15 protein-coding genes and 1 pseudogene are annotated in these 16391 nt (G+C 42.4%); 8 read left to right on the top strand and 8 right to left on the bottom strand.

Annotation, left to right across the window (positions count from 1 at the left end; translation table 11 throughout):
• Positions 1-99: 99 nt before the first annotated feature.
• The 5 genes from M1E09_RS00430 to M1E09_RS00410 form a co-directional block, all read right to left on the bottom strand.
• Positions 100-1134: a Gfo/Idh/MocA family protein gene (locus M1E09_RS00430; RefSeq protein ID WP_456272944.1), complete on the bottom strand. Its 1035-nt coding sequence runs from the start codon at positions 1132-1134 to the stop codon at positions 100-102.
• Positions 1135-1149: 15 nt separating this feature from the next.
• On the bottom strand, positions 1150-2124 hold the full coding sequence (locus M1E09_RS00425; RefSeq protein ID WP_456272943.1) for an ABC transporter permease: 975 nt from the start codon (positions 2122-2124) through the stop codon (positions 1150-1152).
• Positions 2117-3631 carry a sugar ABC transporter ATP-binding protein gene (locus tag M1E09_RS00420; protein ID WP_456272942.1) on the bottom strand — a complete coding sequence of 505 codons (1515 nt, stop codon included), beginning with the start codon at positions 3629-3631 and terminating at the stop codon, positions 2117-2119. The genes M1E09_RS00425 and M1E09_RS00420 overlap by 8 nt, the downstream gene beginning before the upstream one ends.
• Positions 3632-3715: 84 nt before the next feature.
• Entirely contained in the window at positions 3716-4687 is a 972-nt protein-coding gene (locus M1E09_RS00415; protein WP_456272941.1) for a substrate-binding domain-containing protein, read from the bottom strand.
• 140 nt (positions 4688-4827) lie between these two features.
• Positions 4828-5817: a LacI family DNA-binding transcriptional regulator gene (locus M1E09_RS00410; protein ID WP_456272940.1), complete on the bottom strand. Its 990-nt coding sequence runs from the start codon at positions 5815-5817 to the stop codon at positions 4828-4830.
• Positions 5818-6024: 207 nt separating this feature from the next.
• Here M1E09_RS00410 and M1E09_RS00405 point away from each other — a divergent pair, with 207 nt between their 5' ends.
• Positions 6025-6993, top strand: a complete 969-nt coding sequence (locus M1E09_RS00405) for a sugar phosphate isomerase/epimerase family protein (RefSeq protein ID WP_456272939.1) — start codon at positions 6025-6027, stop codon at positions 6991-6993.
• Between the two features lie 181 nt (positions 6994-7174).
• Complete coding sequence (locus M1E09_RS00400) at positions 7175-8641, top strand: M20 family peptidase (protein WP_456272938.1); 1467 nt, start codon at positions 7175-7177, stop codon at positions 8639-8641.
• A gap of 48 nt (positions 8642-8689) precedes the next feature.
• On the opposite strand, the gene M1E09_RS00395 is transcribed toward M1E09_RS00400, so the two are convergent.
• The 3 genes from M1E09_RS00395 to folE all read right to left on the bottom strand — a co-directional run bounded on the left by M1E09_RS00395 (position 8690) and on the right by folE (position 11032).
• Positions 8690-9394, bottom strand: coding sequence for a Dps family protein (locus M1E09_RS00395; RefSeq protein WP_456272937.1), 705 nt, complete (start codon positions 9392-9394; stop codon positions 8690-8692).
• A 195-nt stretch (positions 9395-9589) separates the two neighbouring features.
• Positions 9590-10369 carry an SDR family oxidoreductase gene (locus M1E09_RS00390; protein ID WP_456272936.1) on the bottom strand — a complete coding sequence of 260 codons (780 nt, stop codon included), beginning with the start codon at positions 10367-10369 and terminating at the stop codon, positions 9590-9592.
• 24 nt (positions 10370-10393) lie between these two features.
• Positions 10394-11032, bottom strand: coding sequence for a GTP cyclohydrolase I FolE (gene folE, locus M1E09_RS00385; protein ID WP_456272935.1), 639 nt, complete (start codon positions 11030-11032; stop codon positions 10394-10396).
• A 287-nt stretch (positions 11033-11319) separates the two neighbouring features.
• On the opposite strand from folE, the gene M1E09_RS00380 reads away from it, so the two are divergent.
• From M1E09_RS00380 to M1E09_RS00355, 6 genes and pseudogenes are all read left to right on the top strand, one after another.
• Complete coding sequence (locus tag M1E09_RS00380; RefSeq protein ID WP_456272934.1) at positions 11320-12177, top strand: dimethylarginine dimethylaminohydrolase family protein; 858 nt, start codon at positions 11320-11322, stop codon at positions 12175-12177.
• 218 nt (positions 12178-12395) lie between these two features.
• Positions 12396-13091 (top strand): annotated as a pseudogene (locus M1E09_RS00375) (cache domain-containing protein); the annotation flags it as partial.
• Positions 13092-13133: 42 nt separating this feature from the next.
• Entirely contained in the window at positions 13134-14081 is a 948-nt protein-coding gene (locus M1E09_RS00370; RefSeq protein WP_456274862.1) for a methyl-accepting chemotaxis protein, read from the top strand.
• Positions 14082-14352: 271 nt separating this feature from the next.
• On the top strand, positions 14353-14616 hold the full coding sequence (locus M1E09_RS00365; RefSeq protein WP_456272933.1) for an L-lactate permease: 264 nt from the start codon (positions 14353-14355) through the stop codon (positions 14614-14616).
• A gap of 34 nt (positions 14617-14650) precedes the next feature.
• Positions 14651-15358, top strand: coding sequence for a 23S rRNA pseudouridine(2604) synthase RluF (gene rluF, locus M1E09_RS00360; protein WP_456272932.1), 708 nt, complete (start codon positions 14651-14653; stop codon positions 15356-15358).
• Positions 15359-15589: 231 nt separating this feature from the next.
• The gene (locus tag M1E09_RS00355; protein ID WP_456272931.1) at positions 15590-16375 is read left to right on the top strand and encodes an HAD hydrolase family protein; all 786 of its coding nucleotides are present in this window, start codon (positions 15590-15592) and stop codon (positions 16373-16375) included.
• Positions 16376-16391: the final 16 nt, after the last annotated feature.

Raw genomic sequence — 16391 nt, 5'->3', positions numbered from 1 at the left:
AACCTTTTGTACCACGCTATAAGCTCTCTGGAACCTCCGGCATAGCCAGGGGTTTGCAGGACCATAAAAAAAGCCTAATCAAAAGATTAGACTTAAAAGTTAGATCGTCACTACCTTATTCGTTTTTGCACCTTCCAATATTCCGAGAACGACCTTCAGCGAGGAAAGTGCATCCTCACCAGTAACTATGGAAGGCCTGTCATTTATGACGCAGTCAACAAATTCATCGATAACGCCGCTGTTCGTCTGATTATCATTGGTCTGGATGCTTTCCAATTGATAATTGATCCGCTCGCCTTCTTTTGTGATGACTTCTAATTGATATTCCTCACTGTGGTATATCTTCATGATTCCTTTTTCAAAGTAGATAATCGTGCTATTGTCTTCTTCTCCATAATAGGTCCATGAGAAGGAAGCTGTTCCCAAGCGTCCTTTTTCCGTCTTCAGGCTGCATACGAGGTTATCACACACTTCTATGGGGTCGCCGTTTTCATCGACTTTATCCAAAGCTCCCTGAAAAGCGCTGACCTGCTTGATTTCATCATCAAGGAGATAGTGCATAAGGTCGATTTTATGAATCCCTAAATCACCCGCTACCCCAAGGCCTGACCGGTCCTTTTTGAAGAACCAGGTGGAATTTGATTTATTTACCCCCCAGTGCTCAGGGCCTGCATGGCCAAATGTAGTCCTGAAGGAAAGGACTTTGCCAAGCTCTTCGCTCTGAATGATCTCCCTGGCCTTTCGGTGAGCACGTGTAAACCGCTGGTTATGGTCGACCATCAATTTTTTGCCTGATTGATTCTGGGCATCCACTACTTTTTGTGCTTCTTCCACTGTCAGCGAGATCGGTTTTTCACATAATACATGCTTGCCGTTCAACAAAGCTTTGGAGGAGAAAATATGATGAAACTCATTCGATGAGCAATCACTTATTACATCAATCGTTGGATCTTCCAAAAGTTCATCTACTGAGTCTGCTGTACTCCCGCCAAACATGTCGGCAAGCTTACGAGACCTCTCCGGATTTCTGTCGTAAAATATAATTTCATCAACGTGGGGATTAGCGAAATACTCTGGTGCGTGACGTAATTTCGCAATCGACCCACAGCCGATAATTCCTGCTTTTAATCCCATTTTGTTCCACCTCTTCTATTCTTTCTTTTGGAAAACTACTGCAATGATGATAATCAAACCTTTTACAAACCCCTGCAGATGAGGTGATACGTTCATCAGGTTCATCATGTTATTCAGGATTCCCAAGATCAGAACGCCAAAGAATGTACCAATGATCTTACCGCGTCCACCTGTCATCCTTGTACCGCCAATGATGACGGCTGCGATTGCATCCAATTCATATTGAACCCCTGAACTGGAGGAAGAAATTGAATTCAGCCGGGATGTTTCAATGATTGCAGCCACACTGACCAAAAGGCCCGTCAATGTGTATACCCCAATCTTGACACGATCCACTCGAATCGCTGAAAGCAGTGCAGCTTTCTCATTGCTCCCCAAAGCATATACATATCTTCCGAAACGCGTTTTGTGCATCAGAACAAAAACCAATGCTGTCATGACCAAAAAGATAATAACCGGGTAGTCAAAAATCCATAAGTCACTGTTGGCAATTGCCGTGAATCCGGATACCTCTCCTGATATACTTCCGCCTTCTGCAATATACAAAGCGATGGAACGCGCGGCTGCCATCATCCCCAAGGTGGCTATAAATGAGGCTATTTTTCCTTTTGCCACCATCAACCCATTCAGGAAGCCGGCAAAAGCACCAACTGCAAATGCCGTTAAGATAGCGACAAATATGCTTCCGGTTGCATTTAATGCCAGGACACTTACAACCCCGACAAGTACAAGAACCGAACCAACCGATAAGTCAATTCCGCCTGACAGCATGACCATCGTCATACCCAGTGACACGATTCCTATAATGGATACTTGCATTAGAATATTAAGCTGGTTATTAAGATCCAGGAATCTTGGATTCATAATTGCGGCAGCTACGAAAATAATGATAAAGGCAATAATGACGCTATACTCTGACCACAGCCAAGAGAGGCGACTTTGATTATTCGATTTTGTATCCATATTTGCTTTCAATCCTGCATTAGCCAATTCTTTCAGCCTCCCTTTTTGAACCTGTAGCGTAACTCATGATTTCATCTTCTGTAGCTTCATCACCCTTGAAGCGGGCAGTTATCTCTCCTTGGTACATCACATTGATGTTATGGCAGACTTTCAATACTTCCGGCGCTTCGGAAGACAAAATGATCACGGCCTTCCCCTGCTCTGCCAACGAAATAATATGATGATAGATTTCCTGTTTCGCCCCTACATCTATACCTTGTGTAGGATTATCAAAGATGATGATGTCCGTATTCACTTCAAGCCACTTGGCAATGATGACCTTTTGCTGATTACCTCCGCTCAGTTTATCAATTGTAATACGCGGATTGTGCACTTTGATATTCAGCTTCTCTTTATAAAACTGAAACTTCTCTTTTTCTATTCTTTCCTGGATGAAACCCGTCTTTTCGAAATGCCCGATGGAAGACATTGTCATGTTATGAATGACACTTAAGTCTTTAATAATGGCATTCTCTTTTCTGTCCTTAGGAACCAGTCCCAAACCTGCTTTTACAGCTTTGCTTGGGTGATCTATTTTTACCAGCTGGTCATTGATTCTTATTTCACCAGTGTATTTTTTTCGATATCCAAATAAGCTTTCAAACAATTCCGTTCTGCCGTCACCAGCCAGGCCGGTGAAACCAGCTATTTCTCCTTTACGCACTGCAAAGTTGATATTCTTGTAATTTCCTTGGTTCGTTAAGTTTTTCACTTCAAGCATTACCGGGCCTAGTTCATGGCTTGTTTCCAATCGATCTTCCGAAATAGATTTCCCAACCATCATTTTGGTGATGGTATCGACATTTTCATTCGCTATGCTGCCGGTCCCTACTACTTCCCCATCCCTTAATACGGTATAACGGTCACAAACTGCTTTGATTTCATTCAGTTTGTGCGATATATAAATGATGGAAACGCCTGATTTCTTCAGGTTTGTCATTAACTCAAATAAACGCTCCACTTCATGTTCAGCTAACGATGAAGTTGGTTCATCCATGATGATTAATCTTGATTTTCGAAGAAGTGCCTTTGAGATCTCGATCAACTGTTTGTAAGAAGTATCCAGATTGCGCACATACTCTTTTGGATTGATATCAATTCCCAGCTGCGAGAGGATCTCCCTTGTCTGCCTGCACATCTCTTCGACCTTGAGGAATCCGAACTTATTGCGAAGTTCCGATCCTAAAAACATATTTTCATAGACTTTAAGGTCTGCTACCACATTCAGTTCCTGGTGGATAAAGCTTATTCCCTGTTCCTGTGAAATCCTTGGGTTAATCATCTTCACCTGTTTGCCATTTACGATTATCGTTCCGCTTTCAGGCTGATGGACACCGCCCAATATATTCATCAGTGTAGACTTGCCGGCACCATTTTCGCCCAACAAAGCATGTATTTCTCCTTTGTCTACCTCCAGGGTTACATCTTTCAGCACCCGGACACCATTAAATGACTTATTGATGTTTTTCATTGTCATGAAAGGATTCGAAGACATGCATTGTCCCTCCTTAATAGGAAAAGAGAGGCTGGCTCAAAAGCCAAGGGTTGGACCCTCATGAGACAGCCTCCTTATCTTTTTTTAGAATTTAGATTCAGGATCGTAGTACTCATCAACATTCTCATCTGTAACTTTTGTAGCTTCTTTCACTACCATTGTTTCTGCAGGCTCTCCACCCTGTGCAAGATCTACAGCAATTTTCACTGCATCTTCCACCATTGTTGGAGAGTATAGGAATGTGGCAGTGATCAATCCGCCTTCCTGGATGTTTTCAAATACCGCTTTACCGCCGCCTGCACCCGTTACGAATTGAATATCGTCACGGCCAGCTTCTTTAATCGCTTGCAATACGCCCAGAGCCATTCCATCGTCCTGTGTGAAAACAGCATCGATCTGATCATGGGCCTGTAGGATGTTCTGCATTACTTCCAAAGACTTTTCAGTAGAGAAGTCACCACTTTGAGAGGCAATCACTTCAATACCATCCGCATTTTCCATCGCTTCCTGGAATCCTGCCCCACGCTGTTCGGTAACAGAACTTGGAGGACCTGTTATTTCAACGACTTTACCTTCTCCATTTAACTTCTCAACAAAGTATTCACCTGCATTTACACCAATTCCTTCGTTGTCACCCTTCACAACTACTGTAGCTGCATCATTTTCAAGCTCACGGTCAACGATGACAAGAGGAATTCCTGCATCCTTCACTTTTTGCCCGACAGGAGACAGCGCTGCAGATTCGATTGGAAGCATGACAATTGCATCCACGTCTTGAGCAATAAGGTCATCTACATCATTAGCCTGTTTATTTGGATCTGTTGCATTTGTCATTACATATTCAATACCTTCACTGTCTTCAAGAGCCTGTGCCTGTTTTTCAGCACTGTCGATAAGCGCACCCATCCATCCGTGTGTTGCAGAAGGAAGAGAAATACCGATCTTGATGGTATCATCATCACTGCCGCTGCTTCCCTGCTCACTGTTACAAGCGACCAAGCCAAAAACCGTTATTAAAGATAAACATAGAACAAAAAACTTCTTCAATCTAAGCACCCCTTTGTTTTTTTGGATTCTTTTTTCAAAGTACCCTTAGTTCTTAGCTCCCCTTCTATGTAATCGATTACATTTACATCTAAGGTCAGCGCTCTATCATTAAAATATTAATAACAGAGCGCTGAGCTTAGTTGTATGGATTACCCTGAAGTGGATTCCCGTATAACCAGCTCATGTCCCAAAATGATGCTTTCAACCTTTTCTCCTTTAATCTGATCAATCAGCATCTTTGCTGCCATCGTTCCCATCTTGTACATCGGCTGGGCGATGGTCGTCAGGGTAGGATGGGTCATATTTGAAAAATCGATTTTATCGAAGCCGACAACCGCAATATCATCAGGTGCATTAAGGCCATTATTATTGATCTCTTTCAGCGCCCCGATTGCCAGAAGATCCGACACCGCAAACACTGCAGTCGGCCTGTCCTTTAAATTCAATATTTTCTTCATTGCCTGCTGGCCATTTTCAAAGCCCAGCTGCTGAACCGTTATTACACAATCTTCATTAAATGGTATACCATGTTCTTCTAAAGCTCTTTGATAGCCTTTCTTCCTCAATCTCGCATACAGGTTCTTTTCGTCCGAATTGATCATCGCGATGTTTTCATTGCCGATCTTGATCAAATGCTTGACTGCCCGGTAAGAAGCTTCTTCATTATCGATGGTGATGTAAGGAATACCGCTGTCCTCTGAATACTCACTGCACTGGATGATTGCGTGCTTCTCAGCCAGCTGTTTTAATGTTTCCACATTGACAGCCGGATCCATCGAGATGATTCCGTCGGCCATCTTTTTTCTGACCATATCGAAGTAGATATTTTCCCTCTCCGGATCAGAATCTGTCTCACACAATAAAATATTATAATTTTGGCTTATGGCAATCTGCTCAATTCCCTTAATGATCTCCAGATAAAATGGATTGGAGATGGTAGGAATCATAACAAGGAGAATGCGGCTCTCGGAATTTCTTAAATTCCTTCCCAGCATACTCGGTTCATAATTCAACTTTCTGATTGCATCTTCCACTTTGATTCTTGTTTTAGTTGAAACGGAGTTTTGTCCATTTAATACTCTTGATACAGTTGCAACTGAAACTCCAGCCTGTTTAGCAACCTGTTGGATGTTTGCCATCTTCTGCACAGCCTACTTTCTTAAATCACTGTAAATGAAATGATGTAATCGTTTACAATTAAATAGTAATATATCTCAAACTTTTCTGTCAACACTAAAAATATATTCTTGGTTATCTATTGATTTATTTAATTTTTTTCTATATGTTAAAAATGTAACGGATTACAAAACGATATATTCAGAAAACTCATCCAAGGGGGTTACTTTATGAAATTAGGTGTTTTTACAGTTTTATTCTCAGATAAAAGCTTTGATGACATGTTGGAGTATGTTTCTTCAAAAGGAATCGAAGCTGTTGAATTAGGTACAGGCGGTTATCCGGGGGATGCACATTGTAAAGTGGATGAACTGCTTGAAAATGAAGGCAAGCTGAACGAATTCAAGCAAAAGATTGAACAATATGGATTAATGATTAGTGCTCTGAGCTGCCACGGAAATCCTCTGCATCCACAGAAAAAAATAGCAGAACCAGCTGATGAAATATTGGTTAAAACGATCAAACTTGCTTCCAAGCTTGGTGTCCCGGTTGTCAACACATTCTCCGGCTGCCCAGGCGACCATGAACATGCCTTGTATCCGAACTGGCCTGTCACGCCTTGGCCCCATGATTTCCAGGAAGTGTTGAAATGGCAATGGGAAGAAAAACTTATCCCTTACTGGAAAGAAAAGAATGACCTGGCTGTTTCTTACAATGTAAAAATAGGATTGGAGCTTCATGGAGGATTCAGCGTCCATACTCCTTCCACAATGCTTCGTTTGAGAGAAGCCTGCGGTCCCGCCATCGGGGCAAACCTTGACCCAAGCCATATGTGGTGGCAAGGAATCGATCCTGTTGAAGCGATCAAAATACTCGGCCGCGAAAATGCCATCCATCATTTCCATGCCAAAGACACCATCATCGATGAACCAAATATGAACAGGCACGGCTTGACTGATATGACAGATTACTCGGAGCTGCGTGACCGTTCGTGGTATTTCCGTACTGTCGGTTTTGGACACGACCAGAAAACTTGGGCCGATATGATCAGCACCCTCAGGCTGTATGATTATGATTATGTTGTCAGTATTGAACATGAAGACGGCCTCATGTCGATTGATGAAGGATTTACAAAAGCGGTTGAGAACCTGAAACCAATCATGGTGAAAGAATCTGTCGGCAAAATGTGGTGGGCGTAATTTTGTAAGCGATATCTTTTTTTTAAAGGCTTTATCTCCAAGGGGAGATAAAGCCTTTTGCTGTTTCAGAGGGGGAAATTATTTTTTCCTCCAACTCACTCTGAAACAGATAATATTTTTCTGACTATTCTAAAATTAGATGAGGTAAATTATAATAGGTTTAAAAGAGGGAGGAAAAAGGGTGAAAAAATCGAAGCTATTTTTGTTAATTGCCGGAGCTGTCTTATCTGTTTTTATTATTGTAACCGCTTTCAACTTTGTGATGATTGACTCGAAACAACCTGTGCCAAATTCCTCGAATAGTTCAATCAATGAAGAGAAAGCGGTCAAGCACCTTTCAGAGGCTATTACATACAAAACGATTTCATATCAAGACAGAAGCAAATTTGATTTCAACGAGTTTGATCAGTTCATTGAATTTTTGAAACGAAGCTATCCTTCCGTCCACTCGCAATTGTCTTTAGAAAAAGTGAATGATTATTCCCTTGTATATAGGTGGACAGGCACAGATCCTTCCAAAAATCCTATAGGCTTGACCAGCCATTATGATGTTGTGCCTGTTTTAGCTGGGACTGAACAGAATTGGGAACAGGATCCCTTCAGCGGAGCCGTTGTCGATGAGAAAATCTGGGGGCGCGGAACCTTGGATGACAAAATTGGTGTCATTGGGATTCTCGAGGCCATTGAGTATCTTATAAGTGAGGATTTCCAACCCGGAAGAGATATGTACTTCATGTTCGGCTTTGATGAAGAAATAGGCGGAGATGAAGGAGCAAGTGCCATTGCTTCCACTCTGAAAGAAAGGGGCGTCCACTTCGATTTCGTCTTGGATGAAGGTGGAGCAATCGTAGAAAATATGGTTCCAGGTGTGGAAAGTCCCGTCGGCGTTGTCGGGATCTCAGAAAAGGGATCTGCCATAGCAGAACTGACTATTGAAGGCAGCGGCGGCCATTCTTCGCAGCCTAAGGAGCAAACCAACATCGGCCGGATCGCAAGCGCAATCTCCAAGCTTGAAGACACACAGTTCCCGGAAGATCTTAAAGGCCCGGGCGAGGATTTATTTGAGTATGTCGCACCCGAAATGAACTTGGGCATGAAGTATATCTTTTCAAATAAGTTCATTTTTGAACCAATCATCGAAGAAGTTTTGCTGGGGCAGCCCGCGTCTGCTGCGTTAATCCGCACGACAATTGCTCCAACAATCTTTCAGGCTGGAGAACAATATAATGCCCTCCCTGAAAAGGCTTCTGCCATCATTAATCTGCGCCTAATGCCGGGCGATTCTCTTGAGGACGTCAAGGCTTTTATTGAAGAAACGATTGATGATGAGGGAATTGCCGTTGACGTTAGCGGCAGTGAAGCAACCAAAGTGTCAGCGGTTGAAGGTTCGCCATTCGAGACTGTTCAGCAAGCTGCCAGAAATGTCTATGAAGAAGCAGTCATCGCCCCCTACCTTATGTTTGCCGGTTCGGACGCCAAGCATTACGACAGCGTTTCCGAGAATACCTACCGCTTCCTGCCTGTCCAGATCACTTCGGAAGACCTGAACAGAATGCATGGGACCAATGAGCATGTCAGCATAGAGAATTATATAAATGCGATTAAGTTTTATGTTGAAATGATCAAAGAAGGTAATAAGAACGGATAAAAACAAATCAGGATAAGAGGAGACAGTCTTCTCTTATCCTGATTTGTTTTAGTTAGGAAGGTTATCGTTCAAATGGCGATTATCAGCAATGTCCTGGTCCCCATCAAGAAGATGGGTCATTCCGCGTACTAATGAATCATCTTCAAGAAGGCTCCAGATATGGTAGCCAAAGTCTTCTCTCTTAAGAAGAACTTCTTCCAATACCTGCACAGTTCCAAAATCGTTGAGCTCATGTGCCCGTTTGATTGTTTTTCTCATCATGCCTTGTATTTTAATTTCATGCTCCAGGTCGTTACGAAGAAAATCCCTCATCGTATACCGGCCTTCTACTTCATGCTTGATATACGAAAGTTCGTGCTGGGTTACCGGATGGGCCGTAGGAACGACACCTAACCTTGCAACACGCTCGCCGACCATATCAATGTGCTTCTTGGTGACATCAATATGCTCATCAAGAATGTGGTGGAGGCTTCCGAACGACTCGGCCCCTTCAGTCAGCCAGTGATGCTTTGTATATTGATTAAGCGCTACGCTCAAAGCACATAAGTGCTCATCAAGCATTAACCCCATTTCCAGGCGTGTATCATGTGGAAGGCTGATTCCACTGCCTTCTTTTCTCGCTGTTCTTGGCTCCTGCCTCAACACCATTTCATTTGAATGTTGATTTGTATGGCCAGGCATTTTCGGATCGAAGCCTGACTTGGAAAGCTTGAATTCATCGTGGGAAAACCCTTGGTTATCTTGGTTTTGCATTAAAATATGACCTCTTTTCACGGAATTTTACTCTTATATTGTCCATTGGAGGCCCTGCTTTTATACACCGAGAAGAGATTATTCGAAAAAAGTTGCTTCTAAACGTTTAGGAAAGATTCTGGCAGGGAGTTAGGTATACATGCCAAATGGTTCTGAAGTGAGAGTTCGATAATAATAAACACAACAAATCCTGCATCAACTCGATGCAGGATTTGTTTGTCCGTTACGGCTCACTACATTGATTCCGCCTGTTGCCGAAATGATACTGCCTGTGATCAAATCAGAATTATCATCACATAGGAAGGCAATCAGGCGGGAGATATCTTCACCGGTGCCGGACCGGCCGATAGGAGTGCGCTCATCTATAAACTTTCTTGCCGCTTCAATATCAGACTCCTTCATTGCCCCCCTTATATCTCCGGGACAGACCATGTTGGCTGTAATTCCATACTCCGCTTCTTCAAGAGCGATCGTACGTGTCAATGATACCAAACCAACTTTGGCAGCACTGAATGCTGAACGGTAGACCCAGCCGGGGGAATGTTCCGCATCCTGGAAACCGTAGTTGATGATCCGGCCGAATCTTTGCTTTCTCATAATCGGAATGGTCATTTTCAAGAAATGAAATACGGCTGTCAAATTACCGCTGATCATTTCCTCCCATTCAGAATCCTCATAATCAGCCAGTTTTTTTCGTTCAAAAATATAAGGGCCGGCATTGTTAATCAGGTAATCAATACGCCCAAACCGATCCATCGCCTGGTCAATAATGTTCTGAATATCATTCTTTTTGGTGATATCCCCCTGAACAAATTGCAGTTGTTCCTCATAATGTGTCCACTCTTGTTTCAGTTTTTCAACCCTTGCATGGTCACTTCTGAAATTGACCGTTACCGAACATCCTTGTTGGAGAAACTGTTCAGTTACCTTCCTGCCCAGACCTTTTGAGCCTGCGCTAATTACTGCATGCCTCATTATTTTCACCCGCAATTTACATCATTATCGATTAAGCAGAGACAGAAATTCCATTCTGGCCTCCGCTTTATCAGCGTACAGACCTCTTACTGCCGTTGTCGTCGTTGACGCATTGGATTTTTTGATGCCTCTTCCACACATGCACATATGCTTTGCTTCAATGACCACCATTGTCCCTTGAGGCTCCAGGATATCTTCGACGGCTTGAACGATTTCATTTGTCAGCCTTTCCTGAACCTGAAAACGCTTCGCATATCCTTCCACCATACGTCCTAATTTAGACAACCCGGTGATTTTTTTATCAGGTATATATCCCACATGAGCGACACCAAAAAATGGCGCAAAATGGTGTTCACACATGGAGTAAAATTCAATATCTTTGACCATGACAAGCTCTTTATGCTGAACATCGAATACTTTTTCCAGATGCTGCTTAGGGTCTTCCCGGTATCCTTCGGTATATTCGAGAAACGCCTTTAATACTCTGAACGGCGTTTCTTCCAGGCCATCTCTATCCGGATCATCGCCGCATACCTCAATCAAGCTTTTAATCCCATCCATAAACTTCTGGGATTTAAGTAAATCATTATTTATATCTCCAGATTTATTCTTAAATAAATTCTCGAGCTTCTCAAGTCTGAATTGATCTTCAGTTATAAGCATAATGAACCTCTCCACTCTATTATTAAATAAAACCACTGCTGAAGTAGGCTTGCGGTTTCATAATATACATACTATATCACAAAACAATAAATCGTTTGATAGCAGAATACTCTTGGAAATGTTTTTCAATAGAGCTTTGTGGAGAATCTAATTGATAAGCTGTTTTTTAAAAGAATGAAGGATTTTTGGCGGGCAATACTGTTTTCGAAAGCGCTTTTTAACATCATAAATATTATCAGGATTTTGCGTCTACCCTATACTTATATCTACTTATAAGGAGAATATCAATGAGCACAAATTACCAAGTCCAGGACAGCACCTATTGCAGCAGTGAGTACGATACATTGAAGAAGGTATTGCTTTGTGAACCACATCATTTAACTGTAAGGAATGGCGGCTCGGGGAGTGATGGCATCGAGATTGAACATGCGGTCAGCCAGCATGCGGCATTCGTTTCCGTTTTGCGGCAAAATGATATTGACGTAACCTTGCTTCCTCACCACAAAAAATTCCCTGAACAAGTCTATACCCGGGACATCGGTTTCACTTTAGGACAAACGATTTTCGTTGGTAAAATTGCAAGCAGCACCCGGATAGGAGAAGAAAATATTCTGAAACAATGGCTTGAAGATGAAGAGCTTTCTTACTATAACCTTGCAAAAGACAAAATCGAAGGCGGAGATGTCCTGATTGATGAGGACAATGTGTATATCGGTTTGAGTGAACGAACACACCAAAAAGCTGTTGACCACCTGCAAAGCTTGCTGCCTCACTATAAAATAAGAGCTATTCCCTTCAAAGAGAAGTTCCTGCACCTCGACTGCATATTCAATGTGATCTCTCCAACGGTTGCACTTGTCTATAGGGAAGCTTTGACAGATAAAGATTTACAGTTTTTCAGTTCAAGGTATGACCTGATTGCCGTTACGAAAGCGGAACAAAAGAAGCTTGCAACTAATGTGTTGTCAATCGGCAGCAATAAAGTGATCAGTCTTCCCAGCAATACAGAAGCCAATCAGCAAATGCGCCAGAAAGGTTTTGACGTCCTCGAAGTCGATTTTACCGAGATCATTAAAGCTGGCGGCTCTTTCCGATGTTGTACACTCCCAATATTAAGAGAACAAAACACAGGTAAGAAAGGTTGAGCCCATAGGCGGGAGAGCAGTCTCCCAGCTTGTGGGGTCAGCCTTGTTTTTTCATAGATATATATTAGTTCTAAACAACTAGTACTTAATACTTATTTCTGGTAAATCAATTCACCTTGTGATTACATATATATTGTACATAAGTTATACATGATGAAAATAAATTTCAAATCAGCCAAAATATTTGGTTAATCCACCAACATAAAAGGAGAAAAACAATGAGCATACGTTTGAAACTTGTATTATTTATCGCCATCTCATTTTTACTCGGAACCTCAGCCATAGGAGTTTATTCTGTTATTCAGGTCAAAACAAAAACGATTCAATCTGCACAAGAAAAATTGAAGTCGGATTTGCAATTGGGGAAGGAACTAATTGATGAAAAATATCCAGGCGATTGGTCAATTCAAGGGGGAAATCTTGTTAAAGGCAGCGAGATTATGGATGGAAACTTTGATATTGTCGACCGAATCGGAGAATTAACCGGAGATACCGTAACGATCTTCAAAGGGGATACAAGAGTTGCTACCAACGTCCAGACAGAAGAAGGTGCACGTGCCATCAACACTCAAGTGTCTGAAGAAGTCGCAAAAGATGTCCTTAGTGAAGGGAATACGTTTATCGGGGAGGCGAATGTGGTCGGCACAATCAACCAGACAGCCTATGAGCCTATCCGGAATGCTGCCGGGGACATTATCGGCATTTGGTATGTAGGAGTTCCGAATACGCCTTACAATCAGATTGCAGAAGAAGTTGCCTCCAGCCTCACCCTTTTTATACTAATTGAATTAATCATCGGCATTCTCAGCATCTGGTTTATTGCTGCAAGATCAATAAAACCTCTGCAGCGAATTACACGTATTACACAGGAGATCGCTAGTGGTAACCTTCAGGCAGAGGAGATTAAAGTAAAATCGAAAGACGAAATCGGCCAGCTGGGGCAAGCGGTCAATGATATGTCCCTTCAACTTAAAAAAGTGATTTCAAGTATTAATGACACAGTTTTCACACTTTCATCTTCTACCAAAGAAATATCAGAAAGCGCTGATCAAACTGCCGTTTCAGCCGAGCAGGTGACGTTATCCGTCCAAGAAGTCATGGAAGGTGCCGAAGGACAAAAAATCAGTACAGAAGAGTCTGTAAAAGCTACGGAAGAAAACGCACTGGGAATCCAAAGAATCTCAGAATCTGCCTATCTCGTTTCAGAGTCCTCTGATAAAACACTGCGACAGGCCGAGAATGGATATAAATCCATCAATCAGGCTGTTGAACAAATGAGCACTGTAGATCAATCGGTTCAAAGATCGATCCAAACTATAAATCTCTTAGAAACTCATTCAAAAGAAGTGAGCCAGATCATTTCACTTATAAGTAGCATTGCCGACCAAACCAACCTTCTCGCTTTAAATGCTGCCATTGAAGCAGCAAGGGCTGGGGAACACGGCAAAGGATTCGCTGTAGTTGCGGAAGAAGTAAGGAAGCTGGCTGAACAAACAGCTGACTCTACTGATAAAGTAAACAAGCTGATTGGCGAAATCAACGATTATACTCATAACTCCGTCAAATCAATGGATCTAGTAAATCAGGAAGTCATAAAAGGAATCAATGATGTTAAGCTGTCCGGCCATATGTTCAAGGATATCCTTGAATCTACTAAGAGAGTGAACGAAGGCATACAGGAGATTTCAGCAACGTCTGAGCAATTATCCGCGAGTTCCATTGAGGTGTCAGCTTCTATCGGTAACATAGCTGAAATAGCAAGTGCTAACAATCATGCGATTTCAACAGTTGCCGCCTCATCTGAGGAACAATTGGCGACAATGGAAGAATTAAATGCCTTATCAAGCTCACTGAATGCTACCTCCGGGAAGCTGAAAGAAGCTATACAGCATTTTAAATTTTAAACATATAGCTTGGGTCCAAGGTTAATTACCTCACTTTGGAGCCCGGACTTCTTTTTAAAGGATATGTAAAGTATTACACGAAAAGGAAAGGCTCCAGTCTGTTCGGCTGGAGCCTTTTAATTATACATAATATCATCCAAAACGGCTTCAAGGATAATAACTCTTTTTATAGGTTTGTGAAACATTTCACAAATAATCCACATACTTTACATCTAAATTCTCTTATACTGAATATATACTAAACAGCACCTAAAAAAAGGGATGAAAAACCATGAATTTTTTTGAACTAATTACCGCACTTACACCAGTTTTAGCTGTTTTCTTATTTCTTGTCATTTTGCGCATGCCGGCTTTAAAAGCAATGCCGATCAGTTTGTCAGCAACCGCTCTACTGGCCTATTTTGTCTGGAAAGTGCCAGCCGTCCGGATTTCTGCTGCTTATGTAAAATGCGGGGTGTCTGGTACAAATAGCCTTATTTGTACCAGACACCTTTTTGAGTTCCTTGAAAACACTACAGTAATTGGGTATTCTTAAAGCTGTAATGAACCAGTTGAAGGTGTGTGTATGAATGCGTATAAATAAATTTATCAGTGAAGCCGGCAAAGCCTCCCGAAGAGGGGCGGACAGGCTGATTGAAGAAGGCCGAGTCACAATAAACGGCAAAAAGGCAAAGATCGGAGACCAGGTCGAGCCGGGAGATGATATCAGGGTAAGCGGCCAGCAGCTGCGTGTTGCCCGCAACAATGTCTACATTGCTTTGAATAAACCGGTCGGGATTACGAGTACAACTGAAAAGAATGTCAAAGGGAACATCGTCGACCTTGTAAACCACCCATTGCGTATATTCAATATTGGAAGGCTTGATAAGGATTCCGACGGCTTGATACTGCTCACCAACGATGGAGATATTGTCAACGAGATTCTAAGAGCGGAAAATGAACATGAGAAAGAATATATCGTATCCGTCGATAAGCCCATCACCCCTGAATTTTTAAAGCAGATGTCTGAGGGAGTCAAAATATTGGGCACCAAGACTCTCCCGTGCGAAGTAGAACAACTATCCAAGTTTGACTTTAAAATCATCCTGACTCAGGGATTGAACCGGCAGATCCGCCGCATGTGTGAAGCCCTTGGCTATGATGTCTTCAGGCTGCAGCGGGTCCGTATTATGAATATCCACCTCGGCAACCTGCCTGTTGGCCAGTGGAGGGATCTGACAAAGAAAGAGAAAAAACAGCTCTTCCGTGAATTGGATTATGAGCCAAAAGAGTGGTAATTCAGCTTTTCAATTTAAGTCCAGCCGGGTTGATGTACTACAAGGAAGCGGGGGACATTATTTGAGTCTTTACCGTTGTTTCATGTCCTTCGCTCTTCCAGGGAGGGACATCATTTTATCCTTTACCTCCGTTTTATGTCCTTCGCTCTTCCAGCAAAGATACTTTTAAATAGTTTAATTCTGCTTTCCTTGTGAAAATAATAATGAAAAGCCATATAGGGAGGTTACCAAATGCCATTTTATATTTTTGATGTGGATGGGGTGCTGACCGATGAGCATGCCCGGCCAAGTAAAGAAGTGCTTCATATGATTGAAGAGCTTCACAAGCAAAATGAGCAAATCGCAATGATTACCGGCCGATCAAGAAAGTGGCTTCAAGAAAACATACTTTCTGCCTTGAATCAACATCAGGACTGGTCCACCCTGTTTTGTGTTGCTGAACATGGAGCCATCAAAGGGATAGGCCCTGACATTGCTAAATGGAATCTGGATAAACAGTTTATCGTTCAGGAGGAGATAAAAGAAAAGCTGCGGGATATCAGTCAGAAATCACAGTATAAAGGTCTGATTGAATGGGATGGCACAAAAGAATCCATGGGGACGGTTGAATCAGTCCATGGTAATCCGGGAGATAAAGAACACCTGAAGCAGACGAGACAAGCACTAAAGGAGTATGCCGCTGAAGCCAAAGAGGTGGCTGGCAGGTATAACAAAAAAGTAATTTTATCAACATATGGAGTTGATGTGATCCCACCGGACCTTTCAAAGAAAATCGGAGCGGAATGGGTATTTGACCAGGCTTCACCCGGAGAAAGTCCTGTTTATGTGTTTGGTGACAGTCCAGGGGACCTTGTTATGGCTGAAACTGCTGTTAGCTGCGGAGTTCGCAATGCCGCCTTCTACTGGGTCGGGGAAGGGGACAGCCCTGAGAGCGATACAATGAAAATTGAAACGAAAAGCTCATCAGCACCTTATGCTGAAGGGACAAAAGAATTTTTGAGCCTCCTTTTAAAGTAATTCATTAGAAGTGCTA

It is taken from the genome of Bacillus sp. AK031, assembly GCF_053903065.1.
Note: the sequence above shows the minus strand (reverse complement) of the source record. Positions and strands in the feature narration are given on the sequence as shown.